We start from the raw sequence: 16,018 nt of genomic DNA, 5'->3' as shown, positions 1-16,018 counted from the left end.
CCCGTCACTGCTTGCACCCGACGGACGGGTCCGCGGACGGGACGGTCTGCAGGACCGACGAGGCCGTGCCGTCCGACCCGACCTTCCAGATCCGCATCGGCATCGTCACGTAGCGGTTCGCGCCGGCCGTGACCGTGCCGCTCGGCGTGTCCGCGGTCGCCGACGACAGGGCCTTCCCGATGGCGGCCGACGTCGGCTTCGCGCCCTTGGGCAGGCCGTCGAGCGCCTTGTCCACCAGCGTCATGCCCTGGTAGCTGAGGATGGCGTCGCCCGGGTTCACCTTCGGAGCCGCCGCCTTGAGCGCCGCGACGTAGGCGGTGTTGGCGGCGTTCTGCGCGGACGGGTCGTAGGGGCCTGCATAGACGACGCCCGCCGCCGCGGAACCGAGCGCCCGCGCGGTCTTGGTGACCATCTGCATGTCGCCCTGGATCAGCTTCTTCGTGCCCGCGTTCGCGGCGAACTGCTTGTGGTAGGTGATGTTGTCGCCCGCGACGGCGGCGCTGAACACGGTGTCGGCGCCGGACGAGACGATCTTGGAGATGTCGGGCGAGAAGTCCGAGGTCCCGAGCGGCTCGTAGCCGGTGCCGACGACCGTGCCGCCGGCGGCCTCGACCTGCGACTTCACGATGGCGAAGGTCGCCTTCGGCGAGGCCGAGTCGGTGCCCAGCAGGTAGAACCGCTTCGACCCGTGCGCGAGCAGGTACTCGATGAGGGGAAGGGCGGCCTGCTTGGGCGACGGGCCGTAGTTCCACATGTTCGGGAAGCAGAACTCGGTCGCGCCGGTGGCGAACGAGACGTACGGGATCTTCCGTGCGGCGGCGACGGCCCGGCACGCCTGGGCGTTGGCGGCGGGCTGCCCCGCCACGATCAGGTCCACGTGGTCCTGGTTGACGAAGCGCTGGCAGACCTGCGTCGAGGTCGCCGGGTCGCTGGCGTCGTCGCCCTTCTTCAGGACGAGTTTCCGGCCGCCGGACTTCGCGTGGACGGCGACGGCGCTCTCGACGCCGCCGGTGAAGCCGCCCGCGTAGAGCGCGGCGGTCCCCGACAGCGGCGCGATGTAGCCGATCTTGATGGTCGAGTCGTCGCCGCCGGCCTCGCTCGTCCCGCACGCGGTGAGCGGAAGCAGCAGGGCGGCGGTGGCCGCGCCGAGGGTCCGCGCACGGAACCTCGGCGGGCGGATGGGGGTGGATGGACGGCTTCTCCCGGTGTCAGCGAACATCCGGGTACCTCCTTGGTGACACGACGCCGCGCAGGGCGCGAAGGAGTGCGTGGGGTGGGGTGCTCAAGCCGCGGACGTCACCGCCGTCACGGCATGCGGGCAGGACGGCGCGCGCGCAGGGTGCGCCGCGTCGTGGTGCGGGTGGGGGAAGTGGGCTGTGTCTGGCGGGTGCGGGCCGCCCTAGCGGACGGTCACCACCAGACGTCGCGGTGGGCGTCCTCGACCACCTCGACGAGCCGGGCGACGGACGGGGCTTCGAGGTCGTCGAAGCGCAGCGGCCGGCCGTCCCGGTGGGCGCGGACGGTTCCGAGGGCGAGGTCGGCGAACTGGGCGGTGACCGCGTCCAGGCCGAGCGCGCCGCCGTCCTTGAACCACTGGGTGACCAGCGTGGTCGAGCGCATCAGCGCGATCCGCGCCAGCGACGCCGACCCGAAGGTGAAGACGTCCTCCGCCTGCCCGCGGGTCAGGACACCGGTCCACAACCGGTTCGTGAGCGCGCGCTGGCGGCTGATCGCCGGATGGTCGGACCAGTCGCGCGCGTGCAGTTCCTGCTGCAGCAACTGGCCCATCTGCGGATGCTTGACGGGAATGATGATGTGGACGCCGATCAGGGCGGCGAGCTGCTCCTCCGGTCGGTCGACGATCGCGCAGGCGTTCTCCAGCGCCTGGCCGTGCCTGCTGAGCCCCTCCAGCACGAGGTCGGTCAGCGCCTCGTCCTTGGAGCTCAGGTAGTGGTAGAGCATCGAGGTGCTCACGCCGGCGTGCGCGCCGATCTCGCGGATCCCGGTCGCGTGGAATCCCTTGCGCGAGAACAGCTCCAGCGCCGCCTGCGAGAGCCGGACGCTCGCGGGCGCGTCGTCCGCGGCCCGGCGGCCGCGCCGCCCCCGCGCCGATCCGTCGGCGTTCCCGCTCATCCGGCCTCCTCGATGCGCCACCCGGACATCAGTCGATCGATCGGTCGATCGTACTGTTTCCGCCGACGGTACCGATCGATCGATCGATCGGTCAATAGCTCCGGGAAAGGTCGTTCCGCGTGTGTGTCCTGGTCGCCGCTGCCGTGAGCGCGTCCGGCAATGACGGAACCCGCCGCGCGGCAAGGCCTGAGGGCCGTTCCGCGCGGCGGGCGTGAGGCAGCCCCGCCGGTTGAGGGCTCCGGCGGGGCTGGACGTGCGTCAGTGGGCCGTGCCGCCGGTGGCGGGGGCGCGGCCGTGGCGCATGACGAGCGCGCCGATCAGCGCGATGAGCGAGGCGCCGGCAGCGAACAGGAAACCGATCTCGTATCCGCGGTCGGCGAACACCTGCGGGATCTCCTGGACGACCGGCGGCCGTCCGCCCACCGACACCGAGGCCTTCACGGGATTGGCGTTGAGGAACGCGGTGGCCACGGCCAGGCCGATCGCCACGCCCATGCTCTGCATGATGCCGAGCATGCCCGCGCTGACGCCCTGCTGCTCCTGCGGGACGGCCTCGATGATGAGGTTGGGCGTCGCAGCGTAGTAGGCGCCGAAGCCGATCCCGAACGCGGCGCTGACCAGGGTGAACACCACCCACGTGTGCGGCAGGAACGCGTAGGTGACGCCGCACGCGGCCATCACGGCGGCGGCCAGGAGCAGCGGGCGCCTCGGGCCGGAGCGCCGTGCCCAGATCCCGGCCAGCGCGCCGAAGACCATTCCCAGCACCGCGTTCCAGATGGCGATGTGCCAGGCGTATTCCAGCAGCGAGAAGCCGTTGCCGTAGGAGTAGCCCGGGTCCAATGCCACCTGGACGGCGCTCGCGGGAAGGGGCTGCCCGGTCTTCTGCTGGACGGACTGGAGAGTGGATTGCACGATGGTCGATTTCAGCGTCGCCGCGTCCGGGCTCTGCGTCATGTAGCCCATCGCGTAGTTCTGGAAACCGATCGCGAACGAGGCGAACAGCGCCACGAACAGCACCATGCTGACCCGCGGCGCGAACAGCAGCCGCAGGTCCATGATCGGCTGCCGGGAGCGGGACTCGATGACGACGAACAGCACGACCAGCGCCAGCCCGGCGACCGCCCAGCCCCACGCGCTCGGGCGGCCCCAGCCCCAGTCCTGCCCCTTGTCGAGGTAGAGCAGGACGAGCCCGGCGCCGCCGGCGAGCAGGACGGCGCCGACGACGTCGAGGCGCTCGCGCACCCGCAGCCGCGACTCCGGCACGACCGCCATGACCAGCGGGAACAGCACGGCGGTGTAGCCGAACAGGAACCAGAAGATCGCCCGCCAGCTGAAGTTCTCGACCATCCAGCCGCCGGCGATGGGCGCGAGCAGCGCCGAGAAGCCGAGGCCGGTGGACGCGACGCCGATGCCGATCGGCACGTACCGCCGCGGCAGCAGGTCGCGGATCAGCCCGTAGGCGATGACGGCGGTGGCGATGGCCATGGCCTGCAGCCCGCGGCCGATCAGGAACCAGGTCCAGGAGCCGGTGACCGCGCAGATCGCGCAGCCCGCCATGAACAGCATCCCGCACACCAGGAACATGCGCTTCTTGCCCCAGATGTCGCTCATCTTGCCGATGAGCGGGGACGCGGCGGCGCCGATCAGCCCGAAGATGATGATCGCCCAGTTCAGGTTGGCGCCCACGGTGGGGAACGCCGGCGCGATCTGCCGCAGCGCCGCGGAGATCATCGTGTACTGGAGCGGCGCGACCTCGGTGAACAGCACGATGACCGCGAGGACGGAGAAGATCCGCACCGGCGAGGCGCCGTCGAGGCGGCCGGTGGCGGCACCGGACTCCGCGGGGATCGCGGCGCCGGTGGGGGGAGAAGTGGACACGGGCGTCCTCCCGAAGCAGGGGTGGAGATCGGATCGGCCGAGCGGGGGGCGGGCTCGGCACCGGACATCGGGAGCCGCTGCGATATCGCGATTGCCTGGGCGCGTTGTTCGCGCCATTGGCGGACGGTGAGGTGCGTCACAACGTAAGAGGGGCCGCTCGCCCCGGCACCGCCGCTTCCCGCTGAGCGGGAAACCAGAAATCAGGCATCGCCGCAAAACAGAGCAGAAAATCGCTCCCGAACCATTCCGCGCAGTTCCCGCTACAGCCCGGGATATGGCCCGCGCGGATGAGAGACCGGTCCCACGGCGAGCCCCGGCCGAACAAGGGTCAGGTGTCGCAGCCGATTCCGTCGCCGTCGCGGTCCAGGTCGTAGATGTCGCTCCCGACCACGCGGACGGGACCCCGGACGTAGGCGGGCCCGTCGCCGCTGCCCCCGGCGCAGTCGACGTCGCTCGCGATGGGCACGCACGCGCCGCTGTAGTTCGAGTCGCAGCGCGACGCCCGCTTGGCCCCGACGGCGACTATCTGCTCGACCGGCGCCTTGGTGATCTCCTCGCGGATCAGTTTCTTCCCGGTCTGCACGCCGTTGACGAGGGTCACCTGATAGGTGAGCGTCTTGATTCCCGTGACGCCGCGCCTCTTCACCTCGGTGGTTCCGCTGGCGAGGGACGGGTCGCGCACCTTCCGGGTCCCGAAGGGAATCTTCCGGGTCACGGTGACCGTCTTCTTCACGCTCGGCGCCTTTGACGTCGCCGGTGCGGACGCCGCCGGGGACCCGGAATCCGCCGGGCTCGATATCGGCGAAACGGCCGCCGACGGCGAGGGGTCCGCCTTGCAGGCGCCCAGGGCGAGCAGGCCGGTCGCGGCCACGGCGATCAAAGTGAGGTGTCGCATTCGTCCCTCCGTAGGGACCGAAGCATGCTGCCCGCTGACACGGCCGGTCAAGGGAGTTGCCCGGGTCAGGCCACGTTTCCGGCCGAATACCGGGAAATCACGGGGAGCGGCTGCGGTGAAATGCGGTGTCCGTCGCGCGGCGGAAGTGTCGGGCCGGCCATGGGCGCGGAAATCGTGACGGGACGCTTCTCGGCCTCAGGCGCCTTTTTGAGGGGCGCTGTTAGTCGGTGGTGAGGGTGTTGAGGTCGTGTGCCGCCTTGGAGAGGAGGTCGTGCATGGCCTGTTCCGCGCGGTCCGGGTCGGCGTTGCGAACGGCGTCGAGGACGGCGCGGTGGCTCGGGACGGGGTCGTCGTGGGGACGGACGCCGTGGACGAGGCGGTCGCGTTCGGCGAGGCCGACCTCGATCACGACCTCCATCCGCTCCAGCAGCTCGTTGTGGGTCGCGGTGAGCAGGGCCCGGTGGAAGTCGAGGTCGGCCTGGACGGCGTGGGTGAGGTCGCCGTCGGCGGCCTTCATGGCGGCGAGGGCGTCGTCGAGGGCGGCGAGGTCGTCGGCGGTGCGGCGCAGGGCCGCATAACGGGCCGCCTGGGGCTCGATGATGCCGCGCACCTCGGCCAGGTTCTGCAGGAAGGCATGGTCGTCGCGGTTGGCGAACTGCCAGCGGATCACGTCGGGGTCGAGGAGGCTCCAGTCGGAGCGGGGCCGCACGAACGTGCCGCGCTTCTGCCGCGAGGCGACCAGGCCCTTCGCCGCCAGCACCTTCAGCGCCTCGCGCAGCGCGGTCAGGCTGACGTCCAGCTCGCCGCCGAGCGCGGCCACGTCGATGGTGTCGCCGGGCTCCAGCTCCCCGCCGAGGATGCGGCGCGCGATCTCCTGCACCGTCTGGCCGTGCAGGCCGCGCTCCGAGTAGCGCACCACGGGGCCCCTCCTTCGCTCGTCCGTCGAGTACCCTAGCCCTCACAGAGTAATCATAAATTAGGAATTAATATTGACAGCGCCGGGGCGGGGACGTTAGACAAGGTCAGCAGGTTGCCGGAACGAGGAGTACGTCGATGAAGCATGCCAAGCGCCGTCTGGCGGCCGTGCTCATGGCCGTCGTGGCGGTCCTGGCGGTCACCGCGGCCTGCGGCAGGGTGGGCGAGCACGGGCGCATCGGCGTCGTCTACCTGAACGCCGAGGGCTACTACGCGGGCGTGGAGCGGGGGCTGCGCTCGACGCTCGGCCATGGGGACGACGATCCGCAGCTCGTCCAGACCAACATCCAGTCCGACCCGGCCAAGGAGAGCTCGTTCATCAACACGATGAGCTCGGCGAAGGTCGACGCGCTCATCGTGTCCCCGGCCTCGGCGACGGCGTCGATCCCGGCGCTGCGCCTCGCCAAGGAGAGCGGCGTGCCGGTGATCTGCTACAACACCTGCATCGAGGACGCGCAGGCGCGCAAGTACGTGACGTCGTTCGTCCTCGGCGACCCCGCCGAGTTCGGCCGGGTCAGCGGCGAGCAGATGGCCGCCTACTTCCTGGCCGCCGGCAAGCGCGCCCCGAAGGTCGGCGTGATCAACTGCGAGCAGTTCGAGGTCTGCATCCAGCGCCGGCAGGGCTTCGAGAAGGCGCTGAAGGCGCAGGTGCCGGGCGCGAGGATCGTGGCGAACCAGCAGGGCCTCGCGCTGGACGAGGCGGTCGAGCGGGGCGAGCAGCTCCTCACCGCCCACCCCGACATCGACGCGTTCTACGGCGAGGCCGGGTCGCAGATGCTCGGCGCGGTCAAGGCCGTCGAGGCGCGCGGGAAGACCGGCAGGACCGCCGTGTTCGGCGGCGACATGTCGGTCGAGGCCGCCAAGAAGCTGCAGGACGGACGGGTCCTGAAGGGCGTCGCCGACATCTCCGGCATCAAGGTCGGGCGGCTCGCCGGCCAGGCCGCGCGGGACGTGCTGGCGGGCCGGCCGAGCGACCGGTTCGTCGTCCCCGCCCCGATCGACCGCTACCTCGGCGCCAAGGACGGGACGCGCTGGCTCCAGGAGCACTCCGATGGCATCCCGTAACCCCGAGAAGAGGAGCGGCATGAGCACCCCGCTGGTACGCGTCGCCGACGTCACCAAGCACTACCCGGGCGTCCGGGCGCTGACCGGGGCGGACCTGGAGATCGCGGCGGGCGAGGTCCGCGCGCTCCTCGGCCGCAACGGCGCCGGGAAGTCCACCCTGATCAAGGTGCTGTCCGGGGTCGAGCGCGCCGACGCGGGCACGGTCGAGATCGGCGGCGCCCCGCTCGGCGACGGCGGCGTCCGGCGCGCGAACGAGCTCGGGGTGCGGACCGTCCACCAGGAGCTCAGCCTGGTGCCGGGGATGACGGCGGCGGAGAACCTGTTCCTCGGCGCGTGGCCGCGGTCGGCGGCGGGCCGGGTCGACCATCCCGCGATGCGCCGCGCGGCCCGCGAGATCTTCGACCGGCTCGGCCTGGACATCGCGCCGGACGCGCAGGTCGGCGCGCTGCCGCTGGCCGAGCAGCAGCTCGTGGAGATCTGCCGGGCGGTGCGCCGCGAGCCGCGGCTGCTGATCCTGGACGAGCCGACCAGCGCGCTCGCCGCGGCGGAGGTCGAGACCGTCCTGGAGGCGGTCCGGCGGATCGCGGAGAGCGGCGTCGCGGTGATCTACGTCAGCCACCGGCTGGACGAGATCCGGCGGATCGCCCGCACCGCGACGATCATGCGGAACGGCGAGGTCGTCGGGACCGTCGACATGGCGGCCACGTCCACCGAGGACGCCGTCGCGATGATGCTCGGCTCGGCGTACGAGGCGGCGGTCCGGCCGCGCGCCCGCGCCGTGGACCGCGACGCCACGCCGCTGCTGTCGGTGTCGGGGCTGAGCGTCCCGCCGAAGGTCGCCGACGTGTCCTTCGACCTGTACCCGGGCGAGATCCTCGGGCTGGCCGGGCTGATGGGTTCGGGCCGCACCGAGATCCTGCGGGCGATCGCCGGGTTCGAGCCGGCCGCCGCCGGGACCGTCCGGGTGGACGGCCGGGAGGTGCGGCGGGTGACCGCGGCCGGGATGAAGCGCCGCGGCGTCGGGCTGACGCCGGAGGACCGCAAGAGCGAGGCGATCGTCCCGCTGCTCGGCGTCGGGGAGAACATGGTGATGTCGGACTTCGGGGCGGTGAGCAGCGGCACGTCCGTGCTGCCGGCGAAGGTCGACCGGGCCGCGCGCGGGCTGATCGAGCGGCTGTCGATCGCGACCGCGTCCGCCCGCACCCCGATCGCCGCGCTGAGCGGCGGCAACCAGCAGAAGGCCGTGATCGGCCGGTGGCTGCACGCGGGCAGCCGGATCCTGCTGCTCGACGAGCCGACCCGCGGCGTGGACGTGGAGGCCAAGGAGGGCATCTACCGGCTGGTCCGGGAGCTGGCCGGCCGGGGCGCCGCCGTGCTGTTCGTGTCCGGCGAGCTGGAGGAGCTGCCGCTGGTGTGCGACCGCGTGATCGCGCTGCGCGGCGGGACGGTCGCCGCCGAGTTCACCGGCGACGCGGTGACCGTCGACGCCGTGCTGTCCGCCGCGATGGCGGCCTGAGCAACCCGCCCTGAGAGACGAGGAGAGACCATGACCACCACTCGGACCGTCCCGCCGCCCGGCGGGACGCGCATCGCGGGCGTGGCGGGCCGCCTGCTGAACGGCCGGTCGCACCAGCTGAACGAGATCGGCCTGCTGGTCGCGATCGTCGCGCTGTACGTGGCGCTCGGCGCGTCGGCCGCGGGGTTCCTGTCGGTGCACAACCAGCTCGGCATCCTGCGGGACGCCGCGACCGTCGGCATCGCCGCGTGGGGCGTCACGCTGGTCATCATCGCCGGGGAGATCGACATCAGCATCGGCCCGGCGACGGCGTTCTCCTCGGTGCTGGTCGCCAAGGGCGCCACCGAGTGGGGGCTCGGCGTCGGCGGCGCGATCGTGGTGACCCTGCTGCTCGGCGTGGTGTGGGGCGCGATCGCGGGCTGGCTGCGCGCGGTGTTCGACGTGCCGTCGTTCATCACGACGCTCGGCCTGTGGAGCATCCTCGGCGGACTCGGGCTGTACCTCACCGACGCGCTGCCGGTGACGCTGCCGGACAGCGGCGTGTTCGACGTGCTCGGCGGGGACGTCGCCGGGATCCCGACGTCGGCGATCGTGATGCTGGTGCTGTTCGGGGTGTTCGCCTACATCGCCCGGTTCACCGCGTACGGGCGGTCGGTCTACACGATCGGCGGCAACGCGGGCGCGGCGCGGCTCGCGGGCATCAACCTCACCCGGATCCGGGTGCTGCTGTTCGCCACGACCGGCCTGCTGTCGGCGATCACCGGGATCCTGCTGGCGGCCCGGCTCGGCTCCGGCAGCGGCGGCGCGGCGTCCGGCCTGGAGTTCGACGTGATCGCGGCCGTCGTGATCGGCGGGACGGCGCTGTCCGGGGGCCGCGGCGGGATGCTCGGCACCCTGCTCGGCGTCGTGTTCATCACCGTGATCGGCAACGGGCTGGTGCTGCTCGGGGTGGACTCCTTCCTGCAGAACGTGGTGCGCGGCGTGATCATCGTCGGCGCGGTACTGATCAACGTGGTGGTCGCGCGGCGCGGACGCGCCGGCGCGGCGGCCTGAGAGGGGGCGGTGGTGACCGTGACTTCGACGACGCGGCCCGCGGGGGCCGAGGGGACGCCCGGGCGGATGGAGGGCGTGTTCCTGCCCGGGGACTCGACGGCGGTGCTGCGCGAGTTCGGCGTGCCGGAACCCGGCCACGGGCAGGTGCTGATCGAGGTCGGCGCGTCCGGGATCTGCGGCAGCGACATCGGCTACATCTACCGCGGCTACAAGGGCTACCGCGGCGTGGACGGCCCCGCCTACCGGGGGGTGATCGCGGGGCACGAGCCGTCCGGCCGGATCGTGGCGGCCGGGCCGGGCGTGCGGCGCTTCGGGGTGGGCGACCGCGTGATCGTGTACCACATCGTGGGCTGCGGGCTCTGCGACAACTGCCGCCGCGGCCACTACATCAGCTGCGGCTCCGGCCGCGAGTCCTACGGGTGGCAGCGCGACGGCGGGCACGCCCCGTACCTGCTCGCCGAGGAGCGGACGTGCGTGCCGCTGCCGGACGAGCTGTCCTACGTGGACGGCGCGCTGATCGCCTGCGGGTTCGGCACCGCCTACGAGGGGCTGCGCCGCGCCGGGGTCAGCGGCGACACCGACCTGCTGGTGGTCGGGCTCGGCCCGGTCGGGCTCGCCGCCGGGATGATCGGACGCGGCATGGGCGCCCGGAAGGTGATCGGCGTCGAGCCGTCCGAGGCGCGCCGCGACTGGGCCGGGACGCTCGGCGTGTTCGACACGACCCTGCCCGCGGGCGACGGCACCGCCGAAGCGGTCGCCGACCTCACCGGACGCGGCGGCGCGGGCGTGACGATCGACTGCTCGGGGACGCGCCCGGGCCGCAGCCTCGCCCTGGAGGCGGCGGCCGAGTGGGGCCACGTCTCGCTCGTCGGCGAGGGCGGCGACCTGTGCACCGAGGTCTCGGACACGCTGCTGCACAAGCAGCTCACCATCCACGCGTCCTGGGTGACGTCGCTGCCGGCGATGAGCGAGCTGGCGCGCAACCTCGTCGGCTGGAGGCTGCGGCCGGAGAAGGCCGTCAGCGACGTCTTCCCGCTGTCGCGGGCCGACGAGGCGTACGCCCTGGCCGCCGGCACGAGCAAGGGCAAGGTCGTGCTCGTCCCGGACGCGGCGCAGTGACGGCCGGTGTGGAAGAAGCCGTGCGCGTCGAGAGCGACACGTCCGGCCCGTACGAGGTGGTGTGGCTCGGCAACGGGACGCTGCGGCTCGGGGGCGTCCCGGCGCTGGGCGGGCGCCTGCTGAGCCTCGTCCACGACGGTGAGGAACTGCTGTGGCGCAATCCGGCGCTGCTGGACGACCGGCTGCACCCCATCGGCGGGCACCGGCCGGAACCGACCTCGGGGCCGATGGCGAACTGGCACAACTACGGCGGCGACAAGACCTGGCCCGCGCCGCAGGGCTGGTCGTCGGCGGGGGAGTGGGCCGGGCCGCCCGACCCGGTGCTCGACTCGGGCCCGTACACGCGCGAGGTGCGCACGGGCTCCGGGGACGCGGCGCTGGTGCTGGAGAGCGAGCACGATCCGCGCACCGGGCTGCGGCTGCGCCGCGAGATCCGGCTGCGCGCCGGGGAAAGCGGCTACGACCTGCGTGTTTCGGCCGTCAACGCGTCGTCCGGGCCCGTGCGGTGGGCGGTGTGGAACGTCGCCCAGTACCCCGGTGGTGGAACAGTCCATGTCGCGGTGGGGCCGGGCTTCCGCGCACCGGTGGAGCTCGCGGTCGGCACGGCCGCGCCCGGCTGGACGCGTCCGCGCCCGGACACCGTCGAGGTCCCGGCGCAGGACGCCGTCGGCAAGCTCGGCTTCCCCCACGCCGCCGGGCGGCTGGCCTACACGCGGGCCGGGCACCGCCTGACCATGGAGTTCGACGTCCACGACGACGCCCCGTACCCCGACGGCGGCTCGCGCGCCGAGGTGTGGATGGAGCATCCCCTCGACCGTCCGCTGGAGCACCTCGGCGGGCTGGCGCCGCCCGCCCGGATCGTCGAGTGCGAGGCGCTCGGCCCGTGGGAGACGCTCGCGCCCGGCGCGTCCACCGCGCTCGGCATCCGGGTGACGGTGGAACGGGCCGGCGAGAGAGGGGAGACGCCGTGACCGCGAGACGACCGGTCGCCGTCGTCACCGGCGCCGCGCAGGGGATCGGCGCGGCCACCGCCCGCCGGCTCGCCGCCGACGGGTACGCGGTCGCGCTGCTCGACGTGTCCGCGCAGGTCGACGACGTGGCCGCCGAGCTGTCCGCAAGCGGCGCGGCCGTCCTCGGCCTGCGCTGCGACGTGAGCGACCCCGCCGGCTGGGACCGCGCCGTCGCCGCCTGCCGCGCCGGACTCGGGCCGGTGGACGTCCTGGTGTCGAACGCCCTGCGCTACGAGCCCGGCGCGGCCGACGAGATCACCCTCGAATCCTGGCGGGGCCAGCTCGACGTCACCCTCACCGGGACCTTCCTCGGCGTCCGCGCGACCCTCCCCGACCTGCGCGCCAGCGACCGCGCCTCCGTCGTGATCGTGTCGTCCGTGCACGCCGCGTTCGGGCTGCCGGGACGCCCGGCGTACGCCGCCGCCAAGGCCGGGCTGACCGGGCTGACCCGGCAGCTCGCCGCCGAGTACGGGCCGGGCGTCCGGGTGAACGCGGTGCTGCCCGGCCCGGTCCTCACCGCGCAGTGGGACGGGATCGGCGAGGCCGACCGGCGGCGCAGCGCCGCCGAGACCGCGGCGGGGCGCCTCGGCCGCCCGGAGGAGGTCGCGGCGGCGATCGCGTTCCTCGCCGGCCCGGACGCCTCGTTCGTCACCGGCGTCTCGCTGCCGGTGGACGGGGGCTGGAGCATCACCAAGGGATCCGCATGAAGATCACGAGAGTGGAGACGTTCCTCGTCCCGCCGCGCTGGCTGTTCTGCCGGGTGGAGACCGACGACGGGCTCGTCGGATGGGGCGAGCCGGTCGTGGAGGGCCGGGCCGACACGGTCCGCGCCGCCGTCCACGAGCTGGCGGACCTGCTGCTCGGCGCCGACCCGCGCCGCGTCGAGGACCTCTGGCAGACCATGACCAAGGCGGCGTTCTACCGGGGCGGCCCGGTGCTGTCCAGCGCGGTCGCCGGGCTCGACCAGGCGCTGTGGGACATCCTCGGCCGCTCGCTCGGCGTCCCGGTGCACCAGCTGCTCGGCGGCGCGGTCCGCGACCGCGTCCGGGTGTACGGCTGGATCGGCGGCGACGAACCGGGCGAGGTGGGCGACGAGGCCGCCGCGCAGATCGCCGCCGGGCTGACCGCCGTGAAGATCAACGCCTCCGGGCGGGCCGCGGCGCTGCCGCCGCCCGCGCAGATCGACGCGATCGTGCGGCGGGCCGCGACCGTCCGGGAGGCGATCGGGGACGAGGCCGACTTCGCCGTCGACTTCCACGGCCGTATCACGGTGCCCGCCGCGCGGCGGCTGATCCCCCTGCTGGAGCCGTACCGCCCGCTGTTCGTGGAGGAGCCGGTGCTGCCGGAGCACACGCACCGGCTCGCGGACGTCGTCGCGTCCACCACCACCCCGATCGCGTGCGGCGAGCGGCTGTTCTCCCGCGCCGAGTTCCTGCCCGCGCTGCAGGCCGGCGTCGCGGTCGTCCAGCCCGACCTGTCGCACGCCGGCGGGATCTCCGAGGTGCGGCGGATCGCGTCGCTGGCCGAGGTGTACGGGGCGCTGTTCGCCCCGCACTGCCCGCTCGGCCCGCTGTCGCTCGCCGCGAGCCTGCAGGTGGCGTTCGCGACGCCGAACTTCCTGATCCAGGAGCAGAGCATCGGCATCCACTACAACCACGGCGCCGAGGTGCTCGACTACCTGGCCGACCGGTCGCCGTTCGCGTTCGTGGACGGCTCGATCGAGCGCTGGGACGCGCCGGGCCTGGGCATAGAGATCGACGAGGACGAGGTGCGCCGCGCCGACCGGACCGGGCACCGGTGGCGCCCGCCGGTCTGGCGGCACCCGGACGGAGGGCACGCGGAATGGTGAACACGGCGAACACGGCGAACACGGCGAACACGGCGAACACGGCGAACACGGCGGGCACGATCGCCGAAGAACTGGAGCGGCGCCGGCTGGTCGCCATCGTCCGGGGCCCGGACCCGGCGGCGGCCGCCCGCACCGTCCTGACCCTCGCGGAGGAGGGCGTCACGCTGATCGAGGTGTCGCTGAGCGGCGCCGGCGCCCTGGGCGTGATCGAGGAGGTCGCGGGCAGGACCGCCGGCGCCGCGCGGATCGGCGCGGGCACCGTGCTGACCGCGGACGACGCGCGCCGCGCCCGCGACGCGGGCGCCGAATACGCCGTCACGCCGGCGCTCGGCGCGGGCGTCGACGAGGCGCTGCGGCTCGGCCTCCCCGTCCTCGCCGGGGCGCTCACCCCGACCGAGGCGGCCGCGGCCGTCGCCGCCGGCGCGACCGCCGTCAAGCTGTTCCCGGCGAGCGCGCACGGCCCCGGCTACCTCACCGCGCTGCGCGACCCGTTCCCGGACGTCCCGTTCGTCCCGGTCGGCGGCGTGGGGGAGGCGGAGGCCGCCGAGTACCTGCGGCGCGGCGCCGTCGCGGTCGGCGTCGGCTCGCCCCTGTGCGGGGACGCGCCCCGAGGCGGCGACCTCGAAGGACTGCGCCGCCGCGCCCGCGCGTTCCTCGCCGTCACGGCCGCGCCGGGCGGGCCCGCGTGACCCGGGTGGACGTCCTCACCGCCGGGGAGGCGATGATGGCGCTGCGCGCCACGGGCCCGATCCGGCTCGGCTCCGGCTTCACCACCAGCATCGCCGGGGCCGAGAGCAACGTCGCGATCGGCCTGAGCCGGCTCGGCCACACCGCCGCCTGGGCCGGGCGCGTCGGAACCGACGAGGCTGGACACCTCGTCACCCGCACGCTGGGCGCCGAGGGCGTTGACGTCTCGGCCGTCCGCCGCGACGGCACCGCGCCCACCGGCGTGATCATGTTCGAGCAGCGGCTGCCGGACGTCACCCGCGTCCAGTACCTGCGGGCCGGCTCCGCCGGGTCCCGGCTCTGCCCGGACGACGTGGAGGCGCTGCCGTTCGAGCCGCGGATCGTGCACGTCACCGGGATCACCCCGGCGCTCGGCGCGTCCTGCCGGGACGCCGTGACCGCGCTGTGCCGCCTCGCCCGCTCCCGGAACGCGCAGATCAGCCTCGACCTCAACCACCGGCCGCGGCTATGGACCCGGGAGGCGGCCGCCGAGGCGCTCGCCCCGCTCGCCGCCGGCGCCGACCACGTCATCGCGTCCCCCGACGAACTGGCCCTGCTCGGATCCGGTCCACCGGAAAGCATCGCCGCACGGCTGCTGGACGGCGGCGTCACCGAGGTCGTCGTCAAGAACGGCGACGAGGCCCGCTCCTACACCGCGGACGGAACGCGTACCGTGCCCGCCCATCGCGTCAACCCCGTCGACTCGATCGGCGCCGGTGACGGGTTCGTCGCCGGGTACCTGTCCGGCCTGCTGGACGGCCTCGACGCCGAGGCCCGCCTGCGCCGCGCCCACACCGTCGGCGCCTTCGCGGTGCTGACGCGCGGCGACTGGGAGGGTCTGCCCCGCCGCGACGAACTCGACCTCATCGGCCTTCCCGAAGGAGCCGCGCTGCGATGACCTGGACCGTCCTGGAGAACACCGGCCCGTGGGAACTCGGCGAAGGGCTGCGCGCCACGCCCGGCGGCTTCGTCGCCGTCGACCTCCTGGCCGGAAACCTGTACCGCCTGGAGCCCGCCACGCTCCTCGCCTCGGTGCCGTTCCCCTTGGGCGCCGTCGCCCCGGTCCAGGACTCGGACGCGTGGATCGCCGCCGCCGACACCGGCATCGCCCTCCTGAACGGCGACGGCACCGTCGACTGGCTGGCGCGCCCGGAGGACGGCGCCGCCACGCCCATGCGCATGAACGACGGCACGACCGACCTGTCCGGACGCTTCTGGGCGGGCTCGATGGCCTACGACGGCACGCTCGCCGCAGGCTCCCTCTACCGGGTGGAGCACGACGGCACCGTCCACACCGCCATGGACGGCCTGACCATCCCCAACGGCCCCGCCTTCACCCCTGACGGCCGGACTATGTACCTCGCCGACAGCGCCCATGGCGTCATCTACCGTGTCCCTGTCGACCCGTCTTCCGGCGAGCTGGGGGAGCGCGAGGTGTTCGCCCGCGTACCGGACGGCTCCCCGGACGGCATGGCCGTCGACACCGAGGGATGCCTGTGGTCGGCGGTCTGGGGCGCGTCCGCCGTGCACCGCTACGCCCCGTCCGGCGATCTGCTGACGGTGTTCAGGCTTCCCGCGAGCCAGCCTACCAGCGTCGGCCTCTCGCTTGCACCGCCGCACCGGGTCCTGGTGACCACCGCCACCCACGGCCTGGACACTCCGGGGCCTGCAGACGGCCGCGTCCTCACGACCGGAACGACCGCGGGCGGCTACCCGGTCGTCCCCTTCCGGGCCGCGCCCCGCGCCTGACGCCGCCGCACCGGGAACGGCGATTCGCGGGCTCTCGACGGCGATAGCGT

Annotated in this window: 15 protein-coding genes; 10 read left to right on the top strand and 5 right to left on the bottom strand. The window is 73.5% G+C overall.

The window, feature by feature from the left end; all coding sequences use genetic code 11:
* Positions 1-4: 4 nt before the first annotated feature.
* The 5 genes from F9B16_RS05590 to F9B16_RS05570 all read right to left on the bottom strand — a co-directional run bounded on the left by F9B16_RS05590 (position 5) and on the right by F9B16_RS05570 (position 5,825).
* Positions 5-1,219: an ABC transporter substrate-binding protein gene (locus F9B16_RS05590; RefSeq protein WP_151538749.1), complete on the bottom strand. Its 1,215-nt coding sequence runs from the start codon at positions 1,217-1,219 to the stop codon at positions 5-7.
* Between the two features lie 191 nt (positions 1,220-1,410).
* Entirely contained in the window at positions 1,411-2,133 is a 723-nt protein-coding gene (locus F9B16_RS05585) for a TetR/AcrR family transcriptional regulator (RefSeq protein WP_151538748.1), read from the bottom strand.
* A 258-nt stretch (positions 2,134-2,391) separates the two neighbouring features.
* Positions 2,392-4,011: an MFS transporter gene (locus tag F9B16_RS05580; protein WP_225991379.1), complete on the bottom strand. Its 1,620-nt coding sequence runs from the start codon at positions 4,009-4,011 to the stop codon at positions 2,392-2,394.
* A gap of 328 nt (positions 4,012-4,339) precedes the next feature.
* Positions 4,340-4,744, bottom strand: a complete 405-nt coding sequence (locus F9B16_RS05575; protein ID WP_225991378.1) for a G5 domain-containing protein — start codon at positions 4,742-4,744, stop codon at positions 4,340-4,342.
* A gap of 382 nt (positions 4,745-5,126) precedes the next feature.
* A complete protein-coding gene (locus F9B16_RS05570; RefSeq protein ID WP_151538745.1) occupies positions 5,127-5,825 on the bottom strand; it encodes a FadR/GntR family transcriptional regulator in 699 nt (232 codons plus the stop codon).
* 134 nt (positions 5,826-5,959) lie between these two features.
* Between F9B16_RS05570 and F9B16_RS05565 the strand changes: the two genes are divergently transcribed.
* The 10 genes from F9B16_RS05565 to F9B16_RS05520 are packed head-to-tail and all read left to right on the top strand — an operon-like array spanning position 5,960 to position 15,968.
* Positions 5,960-6,946: a substrate-binding domain-containing protein gene (locus tag F9B16_RS05565; protein WP_151538744.1), complete on the top strand. Its 987-nt coding sequence runs from the start codon at positions 5,960-5,962 to the stop codon at positions 6,944-6,946.
* A 19-nt stretch (positions 6,947-6,965) separates the two neighbouring features.
* Entirely contained in the window at positions 6,966-8,462 is a 1,497-nt protein-coding gene (locus tag F9B16_RS05560; RefSeq protein ID WP_151538743.1) for a sugar ABC transporter ATP-binding protein, read from the top strand.
* 30 nt (positions 8,463-8,492) lie between these two features.
* Positions 8,493-9,515, top strand: coding sequence for an ABC transporter permease (locus F9B16_RS05555; protein WP_151538742.1), 1,023 nt, complete (start codon positions 8,493-8,495; stop codon positions 9,513-9,515).
* A 12-nt stretch (positions 9,516-9,527) separates the two neighbouring features.
* A complete protein-coding gene (locus F9B16_RS05550) occupies positions 9,528-10,634 on the top strand; it encodes a zinc-dependent alcohol dehydrogenase family protein (RefSeq protein WP_225991377.1) in 1,107 nt (368 codons plus the stop codon).
* 20 nt (positions 10,635-10,654) lie between these two features.
* Positions 10,655-11,605 (top strand): DUF4380 domain-containing protein, encoded by a 951-nt coding sequence (locus F9B16_RS05545; RefSeq protein ID WP_225991376.1) that lies wholly within the window; start codon positions 10,655-10,657, stop codon positions 11,603-11,605.
* Complete coding sequence (locus tag F9B16_RS05540; RefSeq protein ID WP_151538740.1) at positions 11,602-12,351, top strand: SDR family NAD(P)-dependent oxidoreductase; 750 nt, start codon at positions 11,602-11,604, stop codon at positions 12,349-12,351. The genes F9B16_RS05545 and F9B16_RS05540 overlap by 4 nt, the downstream gene beginning before the upstream one ends.
* The gene (gene dgoD, locus F9B16_RS05535) at positions 12,348-13,493 is read left to right on the top strand and encodes a galactonate dehydratase (protein ID WP_151538739.1); all 1,146 of its coding nucleotides are present in this window, start codon (positions 12,348-12,350) and stop codon (positions 13,491-13,493) included. The genes F9B16_RS05540 and dgoD overlap by 4 nt, the downstream gene beginning before the upstream one ends.
* Positions 13,487-14,182 carry a bifunctional 4-hydroxy-2-oxoglutarate aldolase/2-dehydro-3-deoxy-phosphogluconate aldolase gene (locus F9B16_RS05530; protein ID WP_151538738.1) on the top strand — a complete coding sequence of 232 codons (696 nt, stop codon included), beginning with the start codon at positions 13,487-13,489 and terminating at the stop codon, positions 14,180-14,182. The genes dgoD and F9B16_RS05530 overlap by 7 nt, the downstream gene beginning before the upstream one ends.
* Positions 14,179-15,117 (top strand): sugar kinase, encoded by a 939-nt coding sequence (locus F9B16_RS05525; protein WP_225991375.1) that lies wholly within the window; start codon positions 14,179-14,181, stop codon positions 15,115-15,117. Before F9B16_RS05530 ends, F9B16_RS05525 begins: the two co-directional genes overlap by 4 nt.
* A complete protein-coding gene (locus tag F9B16_RS05520; protein ID WP_151538737.1) occupies positions 15,114-15,968 on the top strand; it encodes an SMP-30/gluconolactonase/LRE family protein in 855 nt (284 codons plus the stop codon). Before F9B16_RS05525 ends, F9B16_RS05520 begins: the two co-directional genes overlap by 4 nt.
* Positions 15,969-16,018: the final 50 nt, after the last annotated feature.

This window comes from Actinomadura montaniterrae (genome assembly GCF_008923365.1).
Classification (GTDB): Bacteria; Actinomycetota; Actinomycetes; order Streptosporangiales; family Streptosporangiaceae; genus Spirillospora; species Spirillospora montaniterrae.
This window is presented reverse-complemented; position numbering and strand designations above follow the sequence as displayed.

Coding starts and splice junctions, on each gene's coding strand:
- F9B16_RS05560 (WP_151538743.1), top strand. CDS start 6,966: ATGAGCACCCCGCTGGTACGCGTCGCCGACGTCACCAAGCACTACCCG.
- F9B16_RS05530 (WP_151538738.1), top strand. CDS start 13,487: ATGGTGAACACGGCGAACACGGCGAACACGGCGAACACGGCGAACACG.
- F9B16_RS05565 (WP_151538744.1), top strand. CDS start 5,960: ATGAAGCATGCCAAGCGCCGTCTGGCGGCCGTGCTCATGGCCGTCGTG.
- F9B16_RS05585 (WP_151538748.1), bottom strand. CDS start 2,133: ATGAGCGGGAACGCCGACGGATCGGCGCGGGGGCGGCGCGGCCGCCGG.
- F9B16_RS05590 (WP_151538749.1), bottom strand. CDS start 1,219: ATGTTCGCTGACACCGGGAGAAGCCGTCCATCCACCCCCATCCGCCCG.
- F9B16_RS05555 (WP_151538742.1), top strand. CDS start 8,493: ATGACCACCACTCGGACCGTCCCGCCGCCCGGCGGGACGCGCATCGCG.
- dgoD (WP_151538739.1), top strand. CDS start 12,348: ATGAAGATCACGAGAGTGGAGACGTTCCTCGTCCCGCCGCGCTGGCTG.
- F9B16_RS05520 (WP_151538737.1), top strand. CDS start 15,114: ATGACCTGGACCGTCCTGGAGAACACCGGCCCGTGGGAACTCGGCGAA.